We start from the raw sequence: 15,934 nt of genomic DNA on the forward strand, positions 1-15,934 counted from the left end.
TGGCCTGGTGCAGGTACGCGTACTCGGGCCGCTGACCATCGAGGCAGACGGAACGCCGGTCGACATCGGTGGCGCCCGGCTGCGGTCCCTGCTGATCCGGCTGGCGGCCGACGCGGGTTCCTGGGTGCCGGTGAGCCGGCTGGTGCAGTCGCTGTGGCTGCAGGATCCGCCCGCCGACGAGGTCAACGCCCTGCAGTCGCTGGTCTCCCGCTTGCGCCGGGCCCTGCCCCGGCCGGATCTGGTGGAGTCCGGCCCGGCCGGTTACCGCCTGGTCGTGGCCAGGGAGGACGTGGATGCGCTGGCCTTCGAGAACCTGATCGGCCAGGGCCGGCGCACTGCCACACCCCAGGAGGCGGTGGATCTGCTCGGCCAGGCGCTGCAGCTGTGGCGCGGCAGTCCGCTGACCGAGGTGGCGGACGCGCCCTACGCCGAGGCCTGGATCGAGCGCCTGGAACGCCTGCGGCTCACCGCCATCGACGAACGCGCGGCCGCGCTGCTCACCCTGGGCCGCCCGGCCGATCCGGTGGCTGAACTGGAAGAAGTGATCGCCCGGCACCCGCTGCGCGAGCGCACCCACGAGCTGCTGATCCGGGCACTGGCGGGTGACGGCAGGCAGGGCGAGGCACTGGCGGTGTACGAACGCCTGCGCCGGGCCATGGCCGACGAGCTGGGTCTGGATCCGCCCGCGGCCCTGCAACAGCTGCAGACCCAGGTGCTGCGGGACGACGCCGGCCTGCGTTCCTCGTCCAAAAGCAAAGAAGCCGACCCGCTACCCCGCCGCACCAATCTGCGGGTGCCGCTGACCACGTTCGTCGGTCGGCAGCCGGAACTGGACGGGATCACCGAGCAGCTCGAACGGGCCCGGCTGGTCACCCTGGTCGGCACCGGTGGGGCCGGGAAGACCCGGCTGGTGGGCGAGGTGGCCAGCCGGCTGAACAATCGCGACGGCGTGTGGATGGTCGAGCTCGCCCCGGTGATGGACCCGGACGACGTGCCCTCGACCGTGCTGGGCAGCATCGGCTCGATCGAGCGTTCCCAGGTCGAGACCATGCTGCAGAACAAACCACCGATGCGGGACGCGCGTCGTCGCCTGGTGGAGGCGTTGTCCGGTCAGGATGCGGTGGTCGTCCTGGACAACTGCGAGCACCTGATCGAGCCCTGTGCCGAACTGGCCGAGTTTCTGCTGGCCCGCTGCCCGGAGCTGACCGTGCTGGCCACCAGCCGGGAGCCGCTGGGCATCGTCGGGGAGTCGATCTGGCCGGTGCGTCCGCTGTCTACCCAGGCCGCCGAGTCCCCTGCGGTCCAGTTGTTCACCGACCGAGCCGCGCTGGTACGTCCCGGATTTGCCCTTACCCCCGAGAACATCGACGCCGTAACGGAAATCTGCCGCCGTCTGGACGGTTTGCCGTTGGCCATCGAGCTGGCCGCGGCGCGGATGCGTTCGCTCGGCCCGGAAGCGCTGGCCGGTCGGCTGGACAATCGTTTTCGCCTCCTGACCGGCGGAAACCGGACTGCGATGCCCCGGCACCAGACGTTACGCGCGGTGGTGGCGTGGAGCTGGGAACTGCTTACGGACGATGAACGCGACTTGGTCGAGCGGCTCTCGGTGTTCCCGGGCGGGGTTACCTCGGAGACCGCCGCGGCCGTCTGCGCGAGCCCCGATCTGGACGAGGACGTGGTCGCCGACCTGCTGCTTTCCCTGGCGGACAAGTCGCTGCTGGTGGTGGCCGGGGTGGACGAGGCCCAGCCGCGCTACCGGATGCTGGAGACGATTCGCGAGTTCGCGCTGGAACGGCTGGCCGAACGCGGGGCGATGGCGGCGATGCGCCAGGCGCACGCGGCGTACTTCCTGGATCTGGCCGAGACCGCCGACCCGCACCTGCGCGGGCCGGAGCAGCTGAGCTGGCTGGACCGGCTCACCGCCGAGCGGGACAACCTGCTCGCCACACTGAGATTCGCGGTGGAGACCCAGGACGCCGATCTGGGGGTGCGCCTGGCCGGAGCCCTGATCTGGTTCTGGACCATGACCAGCCGGCACGAGGAGGCCGGCAGCTGGGCCGAGCAGGCGCTCCGGATCCCGGGTGAGAGCCCGCCCGGGCCGAAGCTTTTCGTGATGGTGATGGCCATGGTGGGCTCGTCGTTCGCCGGTGAGGGCCCACCGGACGCCGAACAGCTCGACACGATCGAACAGCAGCTCCGCCAGGTCGACCTCGCCACCGCGCATCCGCTGATGGTGGCGGTGGAGCCCGGGCTGGCCGCCTTCCGCGAGGACATCGCCGAAGGCTGGCGAGCGGTCGAGCGCAACCTGGAGCATCCCGATCCGTGGGCCCGGGCGATGCTGATGCTGATGTCCTCGGTGCTGGCCGAGAACGAGGGCGAGTTCGAGATCACCGAGCAACGGATCCCGCAGGCGCTGGCCGCTTTTCAGGCCATCGGGGATCGCTGGGGGATCGCCACCGCGAGCAGTCAGCAGGCCGAGCTGCTGCGGGTGCGCGGGCAGCTGGCCGAGGCGGTCGAGCTGCTGAGCACGGCCCGGCAGATGATGGTCGAGCTGCGGGTGATCGACGACGAGGGCTACGCCCTGGTCCGGATCGCCCGGCTGCGCAAGGAGATGGGCGATCTGGAAGGGGCCCGCCGCGATCTGGAGATCGCCCGGCGCAGCGCGGAGGAGTCGGGGTCCTGGATGACCAAGGCCTTCGCGATCTCCGGGATCGCCGGGCTGGCGGCGGCCGACGGCGACCTGAAGCTGGCCCGGCGCCTGGCCGCCGAAGGGCTGGAGCTGAGCCGGAACGCGCCGCGGTCGATTCCCCAGCTCAGGGCCCTGATGCTGAGCGAGCTCACGTACTACGAGATCGAGGACGGCGATCTGGAGTCGGCCCTGGGGCATCTGCCCGAGGTGCTGGAGCACGCGATCGAGAGCCGGGACGTGCCGGTGGTGGCCCGGGTGACGCTGACCGTGGCGCGGTATCTCCTGGCGGTCGAGCAGACCGTGCCGGCGGTGGAGCTGCTCGGCGCGGCCGAGGCCCTGCGGGGTTACGAGGGCCTGCGTGACCCGGACATCTCGCTGGTCGTGGCCCAGGCCCGGGAAGTGCTGGAGTCCGGGCTGTTCACCGCGGCCTACGAGAAGGGCAAGGCGTTGAGCCGGCCCGAGGCCCAGGCGTTCATCCTGCAGACCGCCCGCAGCGCCGCCGAGCCCGGGCCGGGCCCGGCGGCGCATCCGGATCAGGTGCGCGAGCGGTAGGTGCGCACCGCCAGCGGGGCGAAGATCGCGGTGATCACCAGTCCGGCGACCAGGGTCTGCAGCACCGGGGTGGCCACCGCCCCGCCGGTCAGCAATCCTCGGCAGGCCTCGGTGAGGTGGGTGACCGGGTTGATCTTCACCCAGGCCTGCAGCCAGCCCGGCATGGTGTCGACCGGGACGAACATGTTCGAGCCGAAGGTCAGCGGGAACATCAGCAGGAAGCCGATGCCCTGCACGGTGCCCGAGTTACGCACCGCGGTGCCGATGAACACCGCGATCCAGGTCAGCGAGAAGGCGAAGAACAGCACCAGCAGGCAGGCGGCCAGGGCCTGGAACAGGTTGGTCTCCACCCGGAAGCCGATCGCGTAGCCGAAGGCGAACAGCACCACCATGCTGGTGACGAACCGGACCACGTCGCCGAGCACGGCCCCGACCAGCGGCGCGGCGCGGGGGATGGGCAGGCTGCGGAACCGGTCGAACACCCCCTTGGACATGTCGGTGTTCAGGTTCACCCCGATCGCCAGGGTGGCGAACATGATCGTCTGGACCAGGATCGCCGGCAGCACGAACTGCAGGTAGGCGTGCTGCGAACCGGAGATCGCGCCGCCGAACAGGTACACGAACAGCACGGTGAAGATGATCGGCTGGATGGTGACGTCGACCAGCTGCTCGGGGGTGCGCTTGATCTTGGTGATCGAGCGCCCGGCCAGCACCAGCGAGTGCCGGATCAGGGCGAAGGGTTTGGCCGGGGTGTCCGAGGTGGGCGCGGTGGGAACGTCCGGCGCCTCGGTCATCAGGGTGCTGGTCATGCCGCACGCTCCTCTTTCTTGACCCCGGTCAGGGTGTAGAAGACCTCGTCCAGGCTGGGCAGATGCAGGGAGAGCTCGGTGACCGAGATGCCGGCCTCGTCGAGCCGGCGCACCACCGTGGTCAGGGCGCTGTCGCCGTCGACGGCGGTGCTGAGCACGCCGCGGGCCGGTGAGTCCACGGCCTTGCCGGACACCTGGCCGAGCAGGGCGCTCACGGTGTCGAGGTGCGCCGGGTCGGTAGGCCGGACCACCAGGGTCTGCCCGCCGACCACGTGCTTCAGCTCGGCCGGGGTGCCGTGGGCGATCACCCGGCCGTGGTCGATCACCGTGATGTCGTCGGCCAGGGCGTCGGCCTCTTCCAGGTACTGCGTGGTCAGCAGCACGGTGGTGCCGTCGGCGACCAGGCCGCGGACCAGCCGCCAGACGTCGTCGCGCTTGGCCGGGTCGAGGCCGGTGGTGGGTTCGTCGAGGTAGATCACGCTGGGCCGGCCGACCAGGCTCGCGGCCAGGTCCAGGCGGCGGCGCATGCCCCCGGAGTAGTTCTTGGCCGGGCGGTCGGCGGCCTCGCTCAGGTCGAACTGGGCCAGCAGGTGCCGGGCCCGGGCCTGGGCGTCGCGGCGGGTCAGGTCGAGCAGGCGGCCGATCAGGACCAGGTTCTCGGTGCCGGTCAGGTCCTCGTCGACCGAGGCGTACTGGCCGGTCAGGCCGATCTGGCGGCGGACCAGCGGGGCCTGCCGGACCACGTCCAGGCCGGCCACGCTGGCCCGGCCCCCATCGGGGCGCAGCAGCGTGGCCAGAACCCGGACCGCGGTGGTCTTACCCGCGCCGTTCGGGCCGAGAACGCCGAGAACGGTGCCCTCGGCGGCGGCCAGATCGACGCCGGCCAGGGCGGTGGTGGCGCCGAAGCGCTTGACCAGGCCCTCGGCCTCGAAGGCGTATGCCATGGGGTGGCTCCCTTGGATGAGTCGGGCTTGACTCCTCCAAGGTCGCCGTTCGCACTGTCAGGCCGCGCACGCCCCGCTGTCAGGCGCTGTCAGCGGCGTTCTTCGGCAAGGGGTTCAGAGCTCGAAGTCCCCGCCGCCGAAGTCGCCCCCACCGAAGTCGCCGAAGCCACCGCCGAAGTCACCGGCCGCCTCTTCCATCTCGGCCGGGGCCTCCTCGGCGGCCTGGGTGAAGTCGTCGGCCGCGGCCTCGTAGCCCTCCTGGAACTCGTCGCCGTCGAACATCGCGTCGGCGATCGCGGTCCCCACGAAGGCGCCGGCCACACCGGCGAGCAGGCCACCGGCGATCATGCCGCCCATGCCCATCCCGCCGCCGCCACCCATGCCGCCGCCCATACCCGGGCGGTTGAAGCTGCGCTCCAGGGTGCCCGGATTACGCATCTCGGCGCGGGTGGCCATCCGGGCCAGCGAGCGCGGGTCGTCGGAGGCGGCGCGCTCGTGCGGCGGCACCTCTTCGGACAGCCCGGCCAGCACCATCCGCCGCTGGTCCGGCGAGAGCTTGGCGAACGCCTCGGCGTGTGCCTCCTCGATCTTCTCCGGCGGAGCCGTCTTCAGCATGTAGCGGTAGCGCGCGATCGCGGCCTCATCGGCCTTGGCGTCGCTGCCGGGCTCGGCGCCCGGGCGCCCCACCGTCTGGCCGCCGTACTGCTGCTGCGGAGCCGGGGAACCCCACGGCTGCTGCTGACCGCCGTACTGCTGGCCGTACTGCTGCTGGCCGCCGTAGTTCTGGCCACCGTAGTTCTGCTGGTACCCCTGCTGCTGGTACCCCTGGTTCTGCTGCCCTTTGTCGCGCCCTAGCAGCCTGTCCAAGAAGCCCACGACAGGTCACACTCCTCCGTCTAGTCGTCACCGCCTTACGCCGTGACACTGCCCTCTTTCGAACGAGTCCGCGACAGCAGCGGTTCCGCCGCTCAGGGCAAGCCGGTGGTTGCCTCCGGCACCGGTTGACTACGGGCGCCGCCCGGGATCGCGCTGGGCGCCGGGCCGGGCTGCTCCACCGAGGAGACGACCCGGCCGAACACCGCGCCCACGGCCGCCTGCAGCCCGACGAAGGCGATCAGGAACGCCGCTACCACGCCGCCGGCGATCAGCCCGTACTCGAGCGCCGAGGCGCCCCCGTCGCGAACCGGCCGGTGCGTCACGACGGTGACCATACGCGTCTCAAATTCACTGAACGCAACCACCCGCTCACGCTTGCCCGGAATCGGGCGTGCCTGTGTGCGGGCGCTCAGGAGAAACCGGGAGACTACGGCGACAGCCCGGGAGGTCCGGGCCAGGACCGGAAGGGCAGTGGTGGGCGAGAAGCGGGTACGGCCCGGCAGGATCCTCGGGGTCGTGACAGTTGTGCTGGCGGCCCTGCTGGCCGGATGCACCGGCTCCAGCGGCGCGGACCCGGAGCCGAGAAGAACCGCGCAGGACCCGGCCAAGCCCAACCTGGTGCTGGTCCTGCTGGACGACATGTCGATGAACCTGCTGCAGTACGTCCCCTCGGTGGCCCAGATGCAGCAGGAGGGCACCACCTTCTCGAACTACTACGTCACCGATTCGCTCTGCTGCCCCTCCCGCGCCTCGATCTTCACCGGCCGTTACCCGCACAACACCGGTATCTACCGCAACGTCGGGGACGACGGCGGTTACGTCACCTTCAAGGCCCTGGGCCTGGAGTCGGACACCATGGCGGTGGACCTGCAGAAGGCCGGTTACCGCACCGCGATGATGGGCAAGTACCTCAACCAGTACCAGCCCGGGTTCCCGGAAAAGCCCCGCAAGGTGCCGGCCGGCTGGAGCGAGTGGGCGGTGGCCGGCTACGGGTACAACGGCTACAACTACAGCCTGAACCAGAACGGCGAGGTGGTGAAGTACGGCTCCGACCCGCAGGACTACATCACCGACGTGCTCTCCGGCCGGGCCCAGGACTTCATCCGGCGGGCCGGCTCCGAGAACCAGCCGTTCATGCTGGAAGTGGCCCCGTTCATGCCGCACGCGCCGTACATCCCGGCCGAGCGCCACAAGAACGAACTGGCCGGGCTGAAGGCGCCGCGCACCGAGTCCTACGGTGCCCGGCCGAAGAACGCGCCCTCGTGGCTGAAGCCGTACCAGCTCACCAAGGCCGACCAGAAGAACATGGACCGCGACTTCCGGCTGCGGGCGCAGACCATGCTCAGCATCGACGAGATGATCACGGCGATGCGCAAGCAGCTCACCGAACTGGGCATCGCGAACAACACCTACCTGGTGTTCAGCTCCGACAACGGCTATCACATGGGTGAGCACTCGCTGACCAACGGCAAGACCACCGCCTTCGACACCGATATCCAGGTGCCCTTCGTGGTGGTCGGCCCGGACGTGCCGGCCGGGCAGACGGTGGACGCGCTGGCCTCCAACATCGACATTCGTTCCACCTTCGGCGATCTGGCCGGGGCGCAGGTGCCCGAGACGGTCGACGGCCGGAGCCTGGCCCCGCTGTGGCGCAAGGAGGACCCCGGCCCCGAGGAGCGCAAGTTCGTGCTGGTCGAGCACCACGGGCCGGTGACCGACAAGAAGGACCCGGACTACCCGTTGCCCGAAGGGGGCAATCCACCGGATTACGAGGCGATCCGGGGCCCGGACTGGCTCTACGTCGTGTACAAAAGCGGTGAGCAGGAGTACTACGACATGAGCAAGGACCCGTTCCAGCTGAACAACATCGCCCGGAAGATGCCCGCCAAGCGGCTGAAACAACTGAACACCGCGCTGCGCCGGGCCGAGGCCTGTGCCGGTACGGTCGCCTGCGCGAAGGCGCAGGGCGTTACTCAGTGACCACGTTGGACGGGGTCGATCCGGCCAAGGCCCGCGGCGCCTACTTCACGCCGGTCCCGATCGCCCGCTACGTGGCTCGCTGGGCCATGCAGGGCGGCGAGCGCGGCGGGCGGATGCTGGAGCCGGCGGCCGGGGATGCTCCCTTCTTGCTCGCGGCTGCCGAATCGGCTGGTTCAGAATGGCTTTTGGACGGGGTTGAGCGGCACCCAGCGGCGGTTTCGGCTTCGCTGTCGGCTCTGGAAGAAACCGGTGCCCGGATCCGGATCACCAGGGCCGACTTCTTCATGGTCGCGCCGACCGGTGACTACGACGCGGTGGTCGGCAACCCGCCCTACGTAAGGTTTCACGACTTCACCGGGACCGACCGGATCCGGGCGCAGAACGCGGCCCGGCGGGCGGGCGTCGAGCTGACCGGGCTGGCCTCCAGCTGGGCCGCGTTCACGGTGCACGCCGCCGGGTTCCTGCGGCCGGGTGGGCGGCTCGGTCTGGTGCTGCCGGCGGAGTTGCTCAGCGTCAACTACGCGGCGCCGGTGCGGCGGTACCTGCTGGAGAATTTCGCCCGGGTGCGGCTGGTCGCCTTCACCGAGCGGGTCTTTCCCGGGGTGGTCGCGGAGATCATGTTGCTGCTGGCCGAGGGATACGGCCAGGCGGCTGCCTCGCCCCGGCTGGAGACCGTGCAGGTGCGCAACGCCGCCGAGCTCGAGGATCTCGCTCTGGACGCGGACTTTGCCTCGTTCGCGGTACCGGCGCCGGAGCAGAAGTGGACGTCGGCGCTGATCCCGGCCGAACCGCTGCGCGCCTTCGCGCAGTTGCCGGGGGCCGGGTTCGGCGTGCTGGACGACTGGGGCAAGGTCTCGCTCGGCATCGTGACCGGCAACAACGGCTACTTCGCGCTGAACCCCGCGCAGGCCGCCGGGCTCGGCCTGGGCCCGGCCGACCTGCTGCCGCTGTCGCCGCCCGGTTCCGCGCACCTGCGCCAGCTGGAGTTCTCGGCCCAGGACCTGGCCGCGCTGGGTCAGACCGGCTCGGCCACCTGGCTCTTCCGGCCGGGCACCAAGCGCAGCCCGGCGGCCGTGGCCTACGTCCGGGCCGGCGAGAAGATGGGCGTGGACGAGGCCTACAAGTGCCGGATCCGCAGCCCGTGGTGGCAGGTGCGCCTGGTCGAGCCGCCGGATCTGCTGCTGACCTACATGAACGCCGATGCCGCCCGGCTGGTCACCAACACCGCGCGGGCGCATCACCTGAACTCGGTGCACGGCGTGCACCTGCACCCGGGCCTGGGCTGGGCGGCTGATCTGCTGCCGCTGGCCGCGCTCAGCTCGGCCACCCTGCTCGGCGGGGAGACGGTCGGCCGGTCCTACGGGGGCGGTCTGCTCAAGCTGGAGCCGAGCGAGGCGAAACGGCTGCCGCTGCCCGGCCCTTCGCTGTTGAAGGCGGCCGCCCCGGCGCTGTCGGCGGTACGTGCGGACGTGGCCTTCGCGCTGTCCCGGTTCCGGCTGGCCGACGCGGTGAAGCTGGTCGACGAGGCCTTGCTGGGGCAGACCCTGCAACTGCCCGCCGAGTCGATCCAGCAGATCCGCTCGGCCCACGCGCACCTGCGCCGGCGCCGCCAGGACCGAGGGCGTACTCGGATTTAGAGTTTGACCAGGCCGTGCTGGTGGGCGAAGACCACGATCTGGACCCGGTCGCGCAGGGCGAGCTTGCGCAGGATCGAGCCGACGTGCGTCTTGACCGTCGACTCGCTGGCGAAGACCTGGGTAGCGATCTCGGTGTTGGACAGGCCTCGGGCCACCGCCTCGAACACCTCCCGTTCCTTCTCGGTGAGCTGCTGATAGCTGGCCGGGATCGGCACCGCCTCCTGGAACTGGCTGTCCAGCAAGGTGCTCAGGTCGCTGGGGGCGAGCACGGCGTTGCCGGCGTGCACGGTGCGGATGGCGTCGCGCAGCATCAGCGGAGTGGTGTCCTTCAGCAGGAAACCGCTGGCGCCGTAGCGGATCGCCCGCGCGGCCCGGTCGTCCAGGTTGAACGTGGTGAGCACGACCACCCGGACCGGCCGGGCCCGGCGGGCGGCCCGGTCGGGCAGGAAGATCTGCCGGGTCGCCTCCACCCCGTCCATCTCCGGCATCCGGATGTCCATCAGCACCACGTCCGGTTCCAGCTCGTCGACCAGCCGGATGCCCTCCAGGCCGTCACCGGCCGAGCCGACCACACTCATCCCGGGCTGGGCGTTGATGATCACCTGCACCCCGGCCCGGAACAGCTCCTGATCGTCCACCAGGAGGACGCGGATGTCCGGCTCGCTCATCGCCCGCTCACGGGGATCCACGCGGTCACGGTGAAGACCTGCCCTTCCGGTTCGGCTCGCTGACGCACGTCGAGCTTGCCACCAACCGCCTCCAGCCGGCGACGCATTCCCTCCAGGCCCTGGCCGCCGTTGCCCTGGTTCGGCTCGATCGGCCGGGTGTCGCCCAGCCGGCTGTCGGCTGCGTAGTTGGACACCTCGATCCGCAGGTCCTGCGCCCAGGCCCCTTCCGGCCAGGCCCGCTCGATCCGGACCGGACGCTCGCGTCGTCCGTGCTTGATCGCGTTCGTCAGCATTTCCTGCACCACTCGGTGGGCCACCACCTCCAGCTCCGGGGGCAGCGGGCGGGACTGGCCGACCTCGGCGGCTTCCACCTCGTGCCCGCCCGAGCGCACCCCGGCGATCAGGCCCTCGTAGGAGCCGTGCGCGGCGGCCGCCTGCCCGGCCTGCTGCGCGCCGGCCAGCACCTGGCGGATGTCCTGCAGCGAGGAACGGGCCGAGGTGGCGATGGTGGCCATGGTCTGTTTCAGCACCACCGGGTCGTCGCCCAGGAACTGCGCCGACTCGGCCTGGGCGAGGATCACCGCGAGCGAGTGCCCCACCACGTCGTGCACGTCCGAGGCCAGCCGGGCCTGCTCCTCACGCAGCGCGGCGATCTCACGGGCCTGCTCGGTCTCCCGCTGGGCGCGCACCGCATCGGCCTCGGCCACCTCCAGCGAGGCCTGCGAGGCGCTGGCCCGCACGCTGAGCCGCACCGCCAGGCCGATCAGCCAGGGCACGGCCAGCAGGGTGAGGATGAACGCGGCGGTCATCAGCGGCCAGGGCACCCCCAGCGCGTCGGCCGCCAGCGAGAGCGGGGACCGCCCGGCGAACGTGACCGCCGAGACGTTGGTCATGCTGTTCAGGAACAGCAGACCGCCCATCACCGCCAACGGCAACGACAGCGCGCTGAGCCAGAGCGTGATCGTGCTGCCCCACCGGGCCACGGCGAAGGCGATGTAGGCGATGGCGAACTGGATCGCCATGATGCCCGGACCGCCCACCAGCTGGTACAGGCCGACGAACCAGACCAGGCCCAGCGCAGCTGGCGGTACGGGCCGGGCCAGGAAGACGGCCAGCGCCATGGCCAGCACGATGATCGCGGCGGCCAGGTCCGAGCGCTGGTAGCTGAAACCGCTGGTGCGGACCGCCTCGACGAGCCCGAGCAGGAGCAGCAGCGAACCGGCCAGCAGGTCCGGCCACCAGGTGCGCAGCAGGCTCCAGATGTCGGTTTTCATGCTTCCTGCTGCACGGTGGCGAGGGACAAGGCGTCCCGGACCAGTAGGTCGACCAGGTCGGGGTAGCTCGTCCCGCCCGCCGCGAACATCTTCGGCACCTGCGACTGTGCGGTGAAACCGGGCACTGTGTTCACCTCGTTGAGCACCGGGCCGTCGGCCGTGAGGAAGAAGTCGATCCGGGCCACCCCGGCGCAGCCCAACGCGTCGTACATCGCCACCGCGGCGGCTTCCAGGGCTTTGCGGTCGGCCTCGGCCAGATCGGCCGGCACCCGCAGATCGGCGCTGCCGTCGTACTTCACGTGCTGGTCGAAGATGCCCTGGTGCAGCACGATCTCCAGCGCCGGGGCCACCACCCGGGTGCCGTCCGGGCGAGCGAGCACGGCCACGTCCACCTCACGTCCGCGGATCTGCTTCTCCACCAGCACCCGCTCGTCCAGTTCCAGAGCCGCCTTGAGCGCGCTCGCCAGTCCCGCCTCGTCCTCGATCAGCGAAACCCCGTGACTGGAGCCCGCCGCCACCGGCTTGACCACCACCGGCCCGGTGAAAGCGTACGAGGACGCGGTGCTGCGGGTCAGGAGCACGCCGGGCGCGACCGCGATCCCGATTGCCTGGGCCACCAGCTTGGTGACCCACTTGTCCATGGCGAGCGCACCCGTCCGCAATCCGGATCCCACGTAGGGCAGCTGGGCGAGGTCGCAGAGCGCGGCCAGGGTGCCGTCCTCGCCGTGCGGACCGTGCAGCATCGGGACCACCACGTCGCAGGTCCCGAGCACCCGCACCGCCCCGGCCAGGCCGATCGGGCGCAGTTCCGCGTCGCGCCACACCCCGGCCCGGTCGACGGTCAGCCGCACCACCTGATAGTCGTTGTGCCGCAAGGCTTCCTCCACCGAGAGGGCCGAGGCCAGCGAGACCTCGTGCTCGCAGTTGCGCCCTCCGCCGATCACTGCCACGCGGATGCTCATCGCTGCCTTCCCGGGCCGGCGAACCGCACCCTGCGTACCGGTCTGGAACCCAGACCCGTCATCACTTCGTGCTCGATAGTTCCGGCCCACGAGGCCCATTCGGCGATCGTCGGCTCGCCCTGACCACCCGGGCCGAAGACCGTGACCGGCTCGCCCGGCCCGGCCTCGGCCGTCCCCAGGTCGATCACCGCCATGTCCATCGAGATCCTTCCGACCAGTGGCCGCCGTTCACCGCGCACCAGCACCTGAGCCCGGTTGGAAGCCGCACGGGGCAGGCCGTCCGCGTACCCCAGGCCGATCAGTCCCAGGCGGGTGGTGTCCGGCGCGACCCAGCTGTGGCCGTACCCCACGCCAGTGCCTTTCCTTACGGTGCGCACGCTGATCAGCGGCGTGGTCAAGGTGAGGGCGGGGTGCAGCCGGTTCAGTGGGTCGATCCCGAACAGGCCGGCGCCGATCCGGCTCATCGTGTGGTGGCTGAGCGGGTCGTTCAGGGTGGCGGCGGTGGCGGCCAGGTGCCGATGCCCGGGGTTCAGGCCGTTCGCCAGCGCCACCCGCACGCCCCAGTCGAAGGTCTCGCGCTGCGCGGCGTTCATCGGGTCGGCGGGCACATCGGCACTGCTCATATGCCCCATCACGCCGACCACCCGCCTGCCTCGGGCCGCCTGGCACAGCTGCGGCCAGATCGCGGGATCGGCGCCGTCGCGGGCCAGACCGCAGTCCAGGTGCAGGTGTACGGCAGCCGTTTCGGGCAGCGCGGCCAGGTGCTCCAGGCTGGGCACGGCTGTCTCGATACCGGCCCGGACCGCCTGGTCCCAGGCCGCGTCGATCGGGTTGAGCCAGCTCAGGATGGGAGCTTTCAGGCCTGCGGCGCGTAGCTCCAGGGCTTCGGCCAGGCTGGTCACGCCGAGCCGGGTGGCGCCGTGGGCCAGTGCGGTGCGGGCGGCGTTTACCGCGCCGTGGCCGAAACCGTCGGCTTTGACCACGGCCATCAGCTCGCCGTTGGTGACCTTGCGGAAGTGCCGGGTGTTCGCGGCTACGGCGGCCAGATCCACGCTCAGGCCGGTTTCGGTTTGTTCAGTGGCCAGTTTCACGGCTGGCTCCTCGGTACTGGACCGTAGAGGGCGTAGCGGGCGCCGACTCCCAGGGCCCAGTAGCGGTCTCCGAACGACCAGTGCCACCACTCGGTGGGGTAGTTGACCAAGCCGGCGGCGTGCAGGGCAGCGGCCAGGAGACGCCGGTTGGCGCGGACCTCCGGCGCGATCAGGGGAGAGTTGAAGTAGCAGGCGCCGTTGGAGGCCTCCGGCGTCGCGTCGATCGCCGTACCTAGGTCGAGTTCCTGCCCGTCGCCGTCCACGATGGTCAGGTCCACAGCAGCACCGGCTACGTGCGGGGCGACCGGTAACGGGGAGACGAACCGGGCCACCAGGCCGGCCAGCTCACCCTCGTCGGCCTTCGGGTTCTTGAGAAGGATCTCGGCCGTGTACCGGTCGATGATCGCCTGCTGCCGGGCCGCCGGGCGGTACCCCTCCACCACCCGCAACTGCAGACCGGAAGGCATCAGGGTCTGAGCCTGGGCCAGCCGGCTGGCCAGACCCGCCCGAACCGTGGCCCGGGCCGGGCCGTAGGCCGCCGACAGGCGCACCAGCCGCTCACCGGACTCGTGCACCGGAACGGCCCGGACCTGCGGGTCGGAGAGGAGAACAGTCACGGTGACCACCTTCGCCACCACCCCCGGTCGGCTGCCTCCTCCTGAAGTACCAGGCGGATGTTCTGTCGGCTGAATGATCAGACCTGGGTATGACGCGCCGCTGACCCGTAAGTAGCAGAGTCGGGGCATGATCCCGATGACTCTTGGCGAGATCGCCCTCACCTGTGGCGGTTACGTCCACGGCGACCCGCGGATGCGTACCGTGCGGGTGGCCGGCCCGGCCTACCTGGACAGCCGTACCCCGGTTGCCGGTGGCCTTTTCGTGGCTCTGCCCGGCGACCAGGTCGACGGGCACGACCATGCGGCGGGTGCTCACGCCGTGCTGGGTTCACGCCCCACCGAGGCCCCGACCGTGGTGGTGCCCGATCCGGTGGTGGCGCTGGCGCTGCTGGCCCGCCGGGTGGTGGAGCGGGTGAAGCCGAAGGTGTTCGCGCTGACCGGATCGCACGGCAAAACCAGCACGAAAGACTTTCTGGCCGCCATTCTGCCCGGCGCGGTCGCCACTTCGGGCAATCGGAACAACGAGCTAGGGGTGCCGCTGACCTGTCTGGAGGTGGGCGCGGCCACGGATCAGCTGGTACTGGAGATGGGCGCCCGGTCGGTCGGGCACCTGTCCTGGCTGACCACGATGGCCGCCCCCGATGTGGCGGCGGTACTGAACGTGGGCACCGCGCACGTGGGGCGCTTCGGTTCGCCCCAGCTGATCGCGCGGGCCAAGGGGGAGCTGATCGAAGGGCTGGCCGCCGACGGCGTGGCTGTGCTGAACGGCGACGACCCGCGGGTGATGAGCATGGCCTCGCGCACGATCGCCCCGGTCCTCACCTTCGGCCGGCGCGGTGAGGTGACCTGGCGGCGGATAAGCATGGACGATCTGGGCCGCCCGAGCTTCGAACTCGGGTACCAGGGGCAGTGGGCGGCGGTGCGGCTGCTGCGCAGCGGGGAACACCAGGTGCGCAATGCGGCGGCGGCCGCGGCAATGGCGCTGGCCACGGGTGAGTCCCTGGCCGCGGTGACGAGCCGGCTCAGCGAGGTCGGCCCGACCCCGCATCGGCTCGAGGTGAAGACCCGCACCGACGGGCTGCTGGTGCTGGACGACACGTACAACTCCAACCCGGATGCGGCCATGGCTGCCCTGAACTGCCTGGAGGGGATCGGCCGGCGGCGCACCGGGCGGACCGTGGCGGTACTGGGCGAGATGCACGAACTCGGGGAGCACGCGGCCGAATCCCATCGGGCAGTGGGCGCTCTGGCCCGGGTGTTCGGGGTGCAGGACGTGATCGCGGTCGGGCCCGGGGCGGCGCTCACCGCGCAGGAGTCGGGCGGGCTGCACGTTCCGGACCAGGCGGCCGCACTGGAATGGCTGCGGGCGAACGTCAGCCCGCAGGACGTGGTCCTGGTCAAGGGATCCCGGGACGGCGGGCTGGAGATTCTGGTGGAGGCCCTGCTGGATTCGGCGCCTTCCCGGCTGCGGCCGATGGCGAGAACGAGCTGAGGCAGGTTCCTCGTGCCCGCCTGCGCCCGGCCGGAGTGACGACCCTCACTGTTTCCGGGCGGGCGGGTTCTTTCACACCCGAACACGCTGCGTACTGCCTCGCTACCGGGTGTCGGGGCCGTTGGTCCGATGCTGTTTTCTTCTTGACCGGAGCAGTCGAGCTCGACCACGTGCAAAGCAAGAAAGGGCCCGGCCTGAAGCCGGACCCTTTTCTTCTTGCACCTAACTTCGGTGCGCGAGGGGGGAGTTGAACCCCCATGCCCTTTCGGGCACACGGACCTGAACCGTGCGCGTCTGCCTATTCCGCCACTCGCGCTTGCCCTTGCTGTGTGCAGAACGTTAG

General features: G+C 70.6%; 13 protein-coding genes and 1 tRNA gene. 4 read left to right on the plus strand and 10 right to left on the minus strand.

The window, feature by feature from the left end; genetic code table 11:
- The first annotated feature begins 7 nt into the window (after window positions 1–7).
- Window positions 8–3,241: a BTAD domain-containing putative transcriptional regulator gene (locus LR394_RS27570; protein ID WP_231447398.1), complete on the plus strand. Its 3,234-nt coding sequence runs from the start codon at window positions 8–10 to the stop codon at window positions 3,239–3,241.
- Here the strand turns inward: LR394_RS27570 and LR394_RS27575 are convergent.
- The 4 genes from LR394_RS27575 to LR394_RS27590 all read right to left on the minus strand — a co-directional run bounded on the left by LR394_RS27575 (window position 3,223) and on the right by LR394_RS27590 (window position 6,193).
- Window positions 3,223–4,050 carry an ABC transporter permease gene (locus tag LR394_RS27575; RefSeq protein WP_231447400.1) on the minus strand — a complete coding sequence of 276 codons (828 nt, stop codon included), beginning with the start codon at window positions 4,048–4,050 and terminating at the stop codon, window positions 3,223–3,225. The genes LR394_RS27570 and LR394_RS27575 overlap by 19 nt on opposite strands.
- The gene (locus LR394_RS27580; RefSeq protein ID WP_231447402.1) at window positions 4,047–4,994 is read right to left on the minus strand and encodes an ATP-binding cassette domain-containing protein; all 948 of its coding nucleotides are present in this window, start codon (window positions 4,992–4,994) and stop codon (window positions 4,047–4,049) included. Before LR394_RS27580 ends, LR394_RS27575 begins: the two co-directional genes overlap by 4 nt.
- 114 nt (window positions 4,995–5,108) lie before the next feature.
- A complete protein-coding gene (locus tag LR394_RS27585) occupies window positions 5,109–5,870 on the minus strand; it encodes a hypothetical protein (RefSeq protein WP_407937136.1) in 762 nt (253 codons plus the stop codon).
- A gap of 92 nt (window positions 5,871–5,962) precedes the next feature.
- A complete protein-coding gene (locus LR394_RS27590) occupies window positions 5,963–6,193 on the minus strand; it encodes a Flp family type IVb pilin (protein WP_231447406.1) in 231 nt (76 codons plus the stop codon).
- Between the two features lie 193 nt (window positions 6,194–6,386).
- Here LR394_RS27590 and LR394_RS27595 point away from each other — a divergent pair, with 193 nt between their 5' ends.
- Window positions 6,387–7,850: a sulfatase family protein gene (locus LR394_RS27595; protein WP_231447407.1), complete on the plus strand. Its 1,464-nt coding sequence runs from the start codon at window positions 6,387–6,389 to the stop codon at window positions 7,848–7,850.
- Window positions 7,847–9,487, plus strand: coding sequence for an Eco57I restriction-modification methylase domain-containing protein (locus tag LR394_RS27600; RefSeq protein ID WP_231447409.1), 1,641 nt, complete (start codon window positions 7,847–7,849; stop codon window positions 9,485–9,487). Before LR394_RS27595 ends, LR394_RS27600 begins: the two co-directional genes overlap by 4 nt.
- Here the strand turns inward: LR394_RS27600 and LR394_RS27605 are convergent.
- The 5 genes from LR394_RS27605 to LR394_RS27625 are packed head-to-tail and all read right to left on the minus strand — an operon-like array spanning window position 9,484 to window position 14,099.
- Window positions 9,484–10,155, minus strand: a complete 672-nt coding sequence (locus LR394_RS27605; protein WP_269329903.1) for a response regulator — start codon at window positions 10,153–10,155, stop codon at window positions 9,484–9,486. The genes LR394_RS27600 and LR394_RS27605 overlap by 4 nt on opposite strands.
- A complete protein-coding gene (locus LR394_RS27610) occupies window positions 10,152–11,429 on the minus strand; it encodes a sensor histidine kinase (protein ID WP_231447413.1) in 1,278 nt (425 codons plus the stop codon). Before LR394_RS27610 ends, LR394_RS27605 begins: the two co-directional genes overlap by 4 nt.
- On the minus strand, window positions 11,426–12,391 hold the full coding sequence (locus tag LR394_RS27615; protein ID WP_231447415.1) for a D-alanine--D-alanine ligase family protein: 966 nt from the start codon (window positions 12,389–12,391) through the stop codon (window positions 11,426–11,428). The genes LR394_RS27610 and LR394_RS27615 overlap by 4 nt, the downstream gene beginning before the upstream one ends.
- Entirely contained in the window at window positions 12,388–13,482 is a 1,095-nt protein-coding gene (alr, locus tag LR394_RS27620; protein ID WP_231447417.1) for an alanine racemase, read from the minus strand. The genes LR394_RS27615 and alr overlap by 4 nt, the downstream gene beginning before the upstream one ends.
- Window positions 13,479–14,099 carry a M15 family metallopeptidase gene (locus tag LR394_RS27625; RefSeq protein WP_231447419.1) on the minus strand — a complete coding sequence of 207 codons (621 nt, stop codon included), beginning with the start codon at window positions 14,097–14,099 and terminating at the stop codon, window positions 13,479–13,481. The genes alr and LR394_RS27625 overlap by 4 nt, the downstream gene beginning before the upstream one ends.
- Before the next feature lie 127 nt (window positions 14,100–14,226).
- On the opposite strand from LR394_RS27625, the gene LR394_RS27630 reads away from it, so the two are divergent.
- Window positions 14,227–15,591, plus strand: coding sequence for a UDP-N-acetylmuramoyl-tripeptide--D-alanyl-D-alanine ligase (locus LR394_RS27630; RefSeq protein WP_231447421.1), 1,365 nt, complete (start codon window positions 14,227–14,229; stop codon window positions 15,589–15,591).
- Between the two features lie 232 nt (window positions 15,592–15,823).
- Here LR394_RS27630 and LR394_RS27635 read toward each other — a convergent pair.
- Window positions 15,824–15,907, minus strand: a tRNA-Leu gene (locus LR394_RS27635).
- Window positions 15,908–15,934: the final 27 nt, after the last annotated feature.

This window comes from Kineosporia babensis (genome assembly GCF_021129305.1).
Lineage (GTDB): Bacteria > Actinomycetota > Actinomycetes > Actinomycetales > Kineosporiaceae > Kineosporia > Kineosporia babensis.

What these genes read in the sequence shown, in the direction of transcription:
- LR394_RS27580 (WP_231447402.1), bottom strand. Translation starts at nt 4,994, where the DNA reads ATGGCATACGCCTTCGAGGCCGAGGGCCTGGTCAAGCGCTTCGGCGCC.
- LR394_RS27610 (WP_231447413.1), bottom strand. Translation starts at nt 11,429, where the DNA reads ATGAAAACCGACATCTGGAGCCTGCTGCGCACCTGGTGGCCGGACCTG.
- LR394_RS27615 (WP_231447415.1), bottom strand. Translation starts at nt 12,391, where the DNA reads ATGAGCATCCGCGTGGCAGTGATCGGCGGAGGGCGCAACTGCGAGCAC.
- LR394_RS27630 (WP_231447421.1), top strand. Translation starts at nt 14,227, where the DNA reads ATGATCCCGATGACTCTTGGCGAGATCGCCCTCACCTGTGGCGGTTAC.
- LR394_RS27575 (WP_231447400.1), bottom strand. Translation starts at nt 4,050, where the DNA reads ATGACCAGCACCCTGATGACCGAGGCGCCGGACGTTCCCACCGCGCCC.
- LR394_RS27605 (WP_269329903.1), bottom strand. Translation starts at nt 10,155, where the DNA reads ATGAGCGAGCCGGACATCCGCGTCCTCCTGGTGGACGATCAGGAGCTG.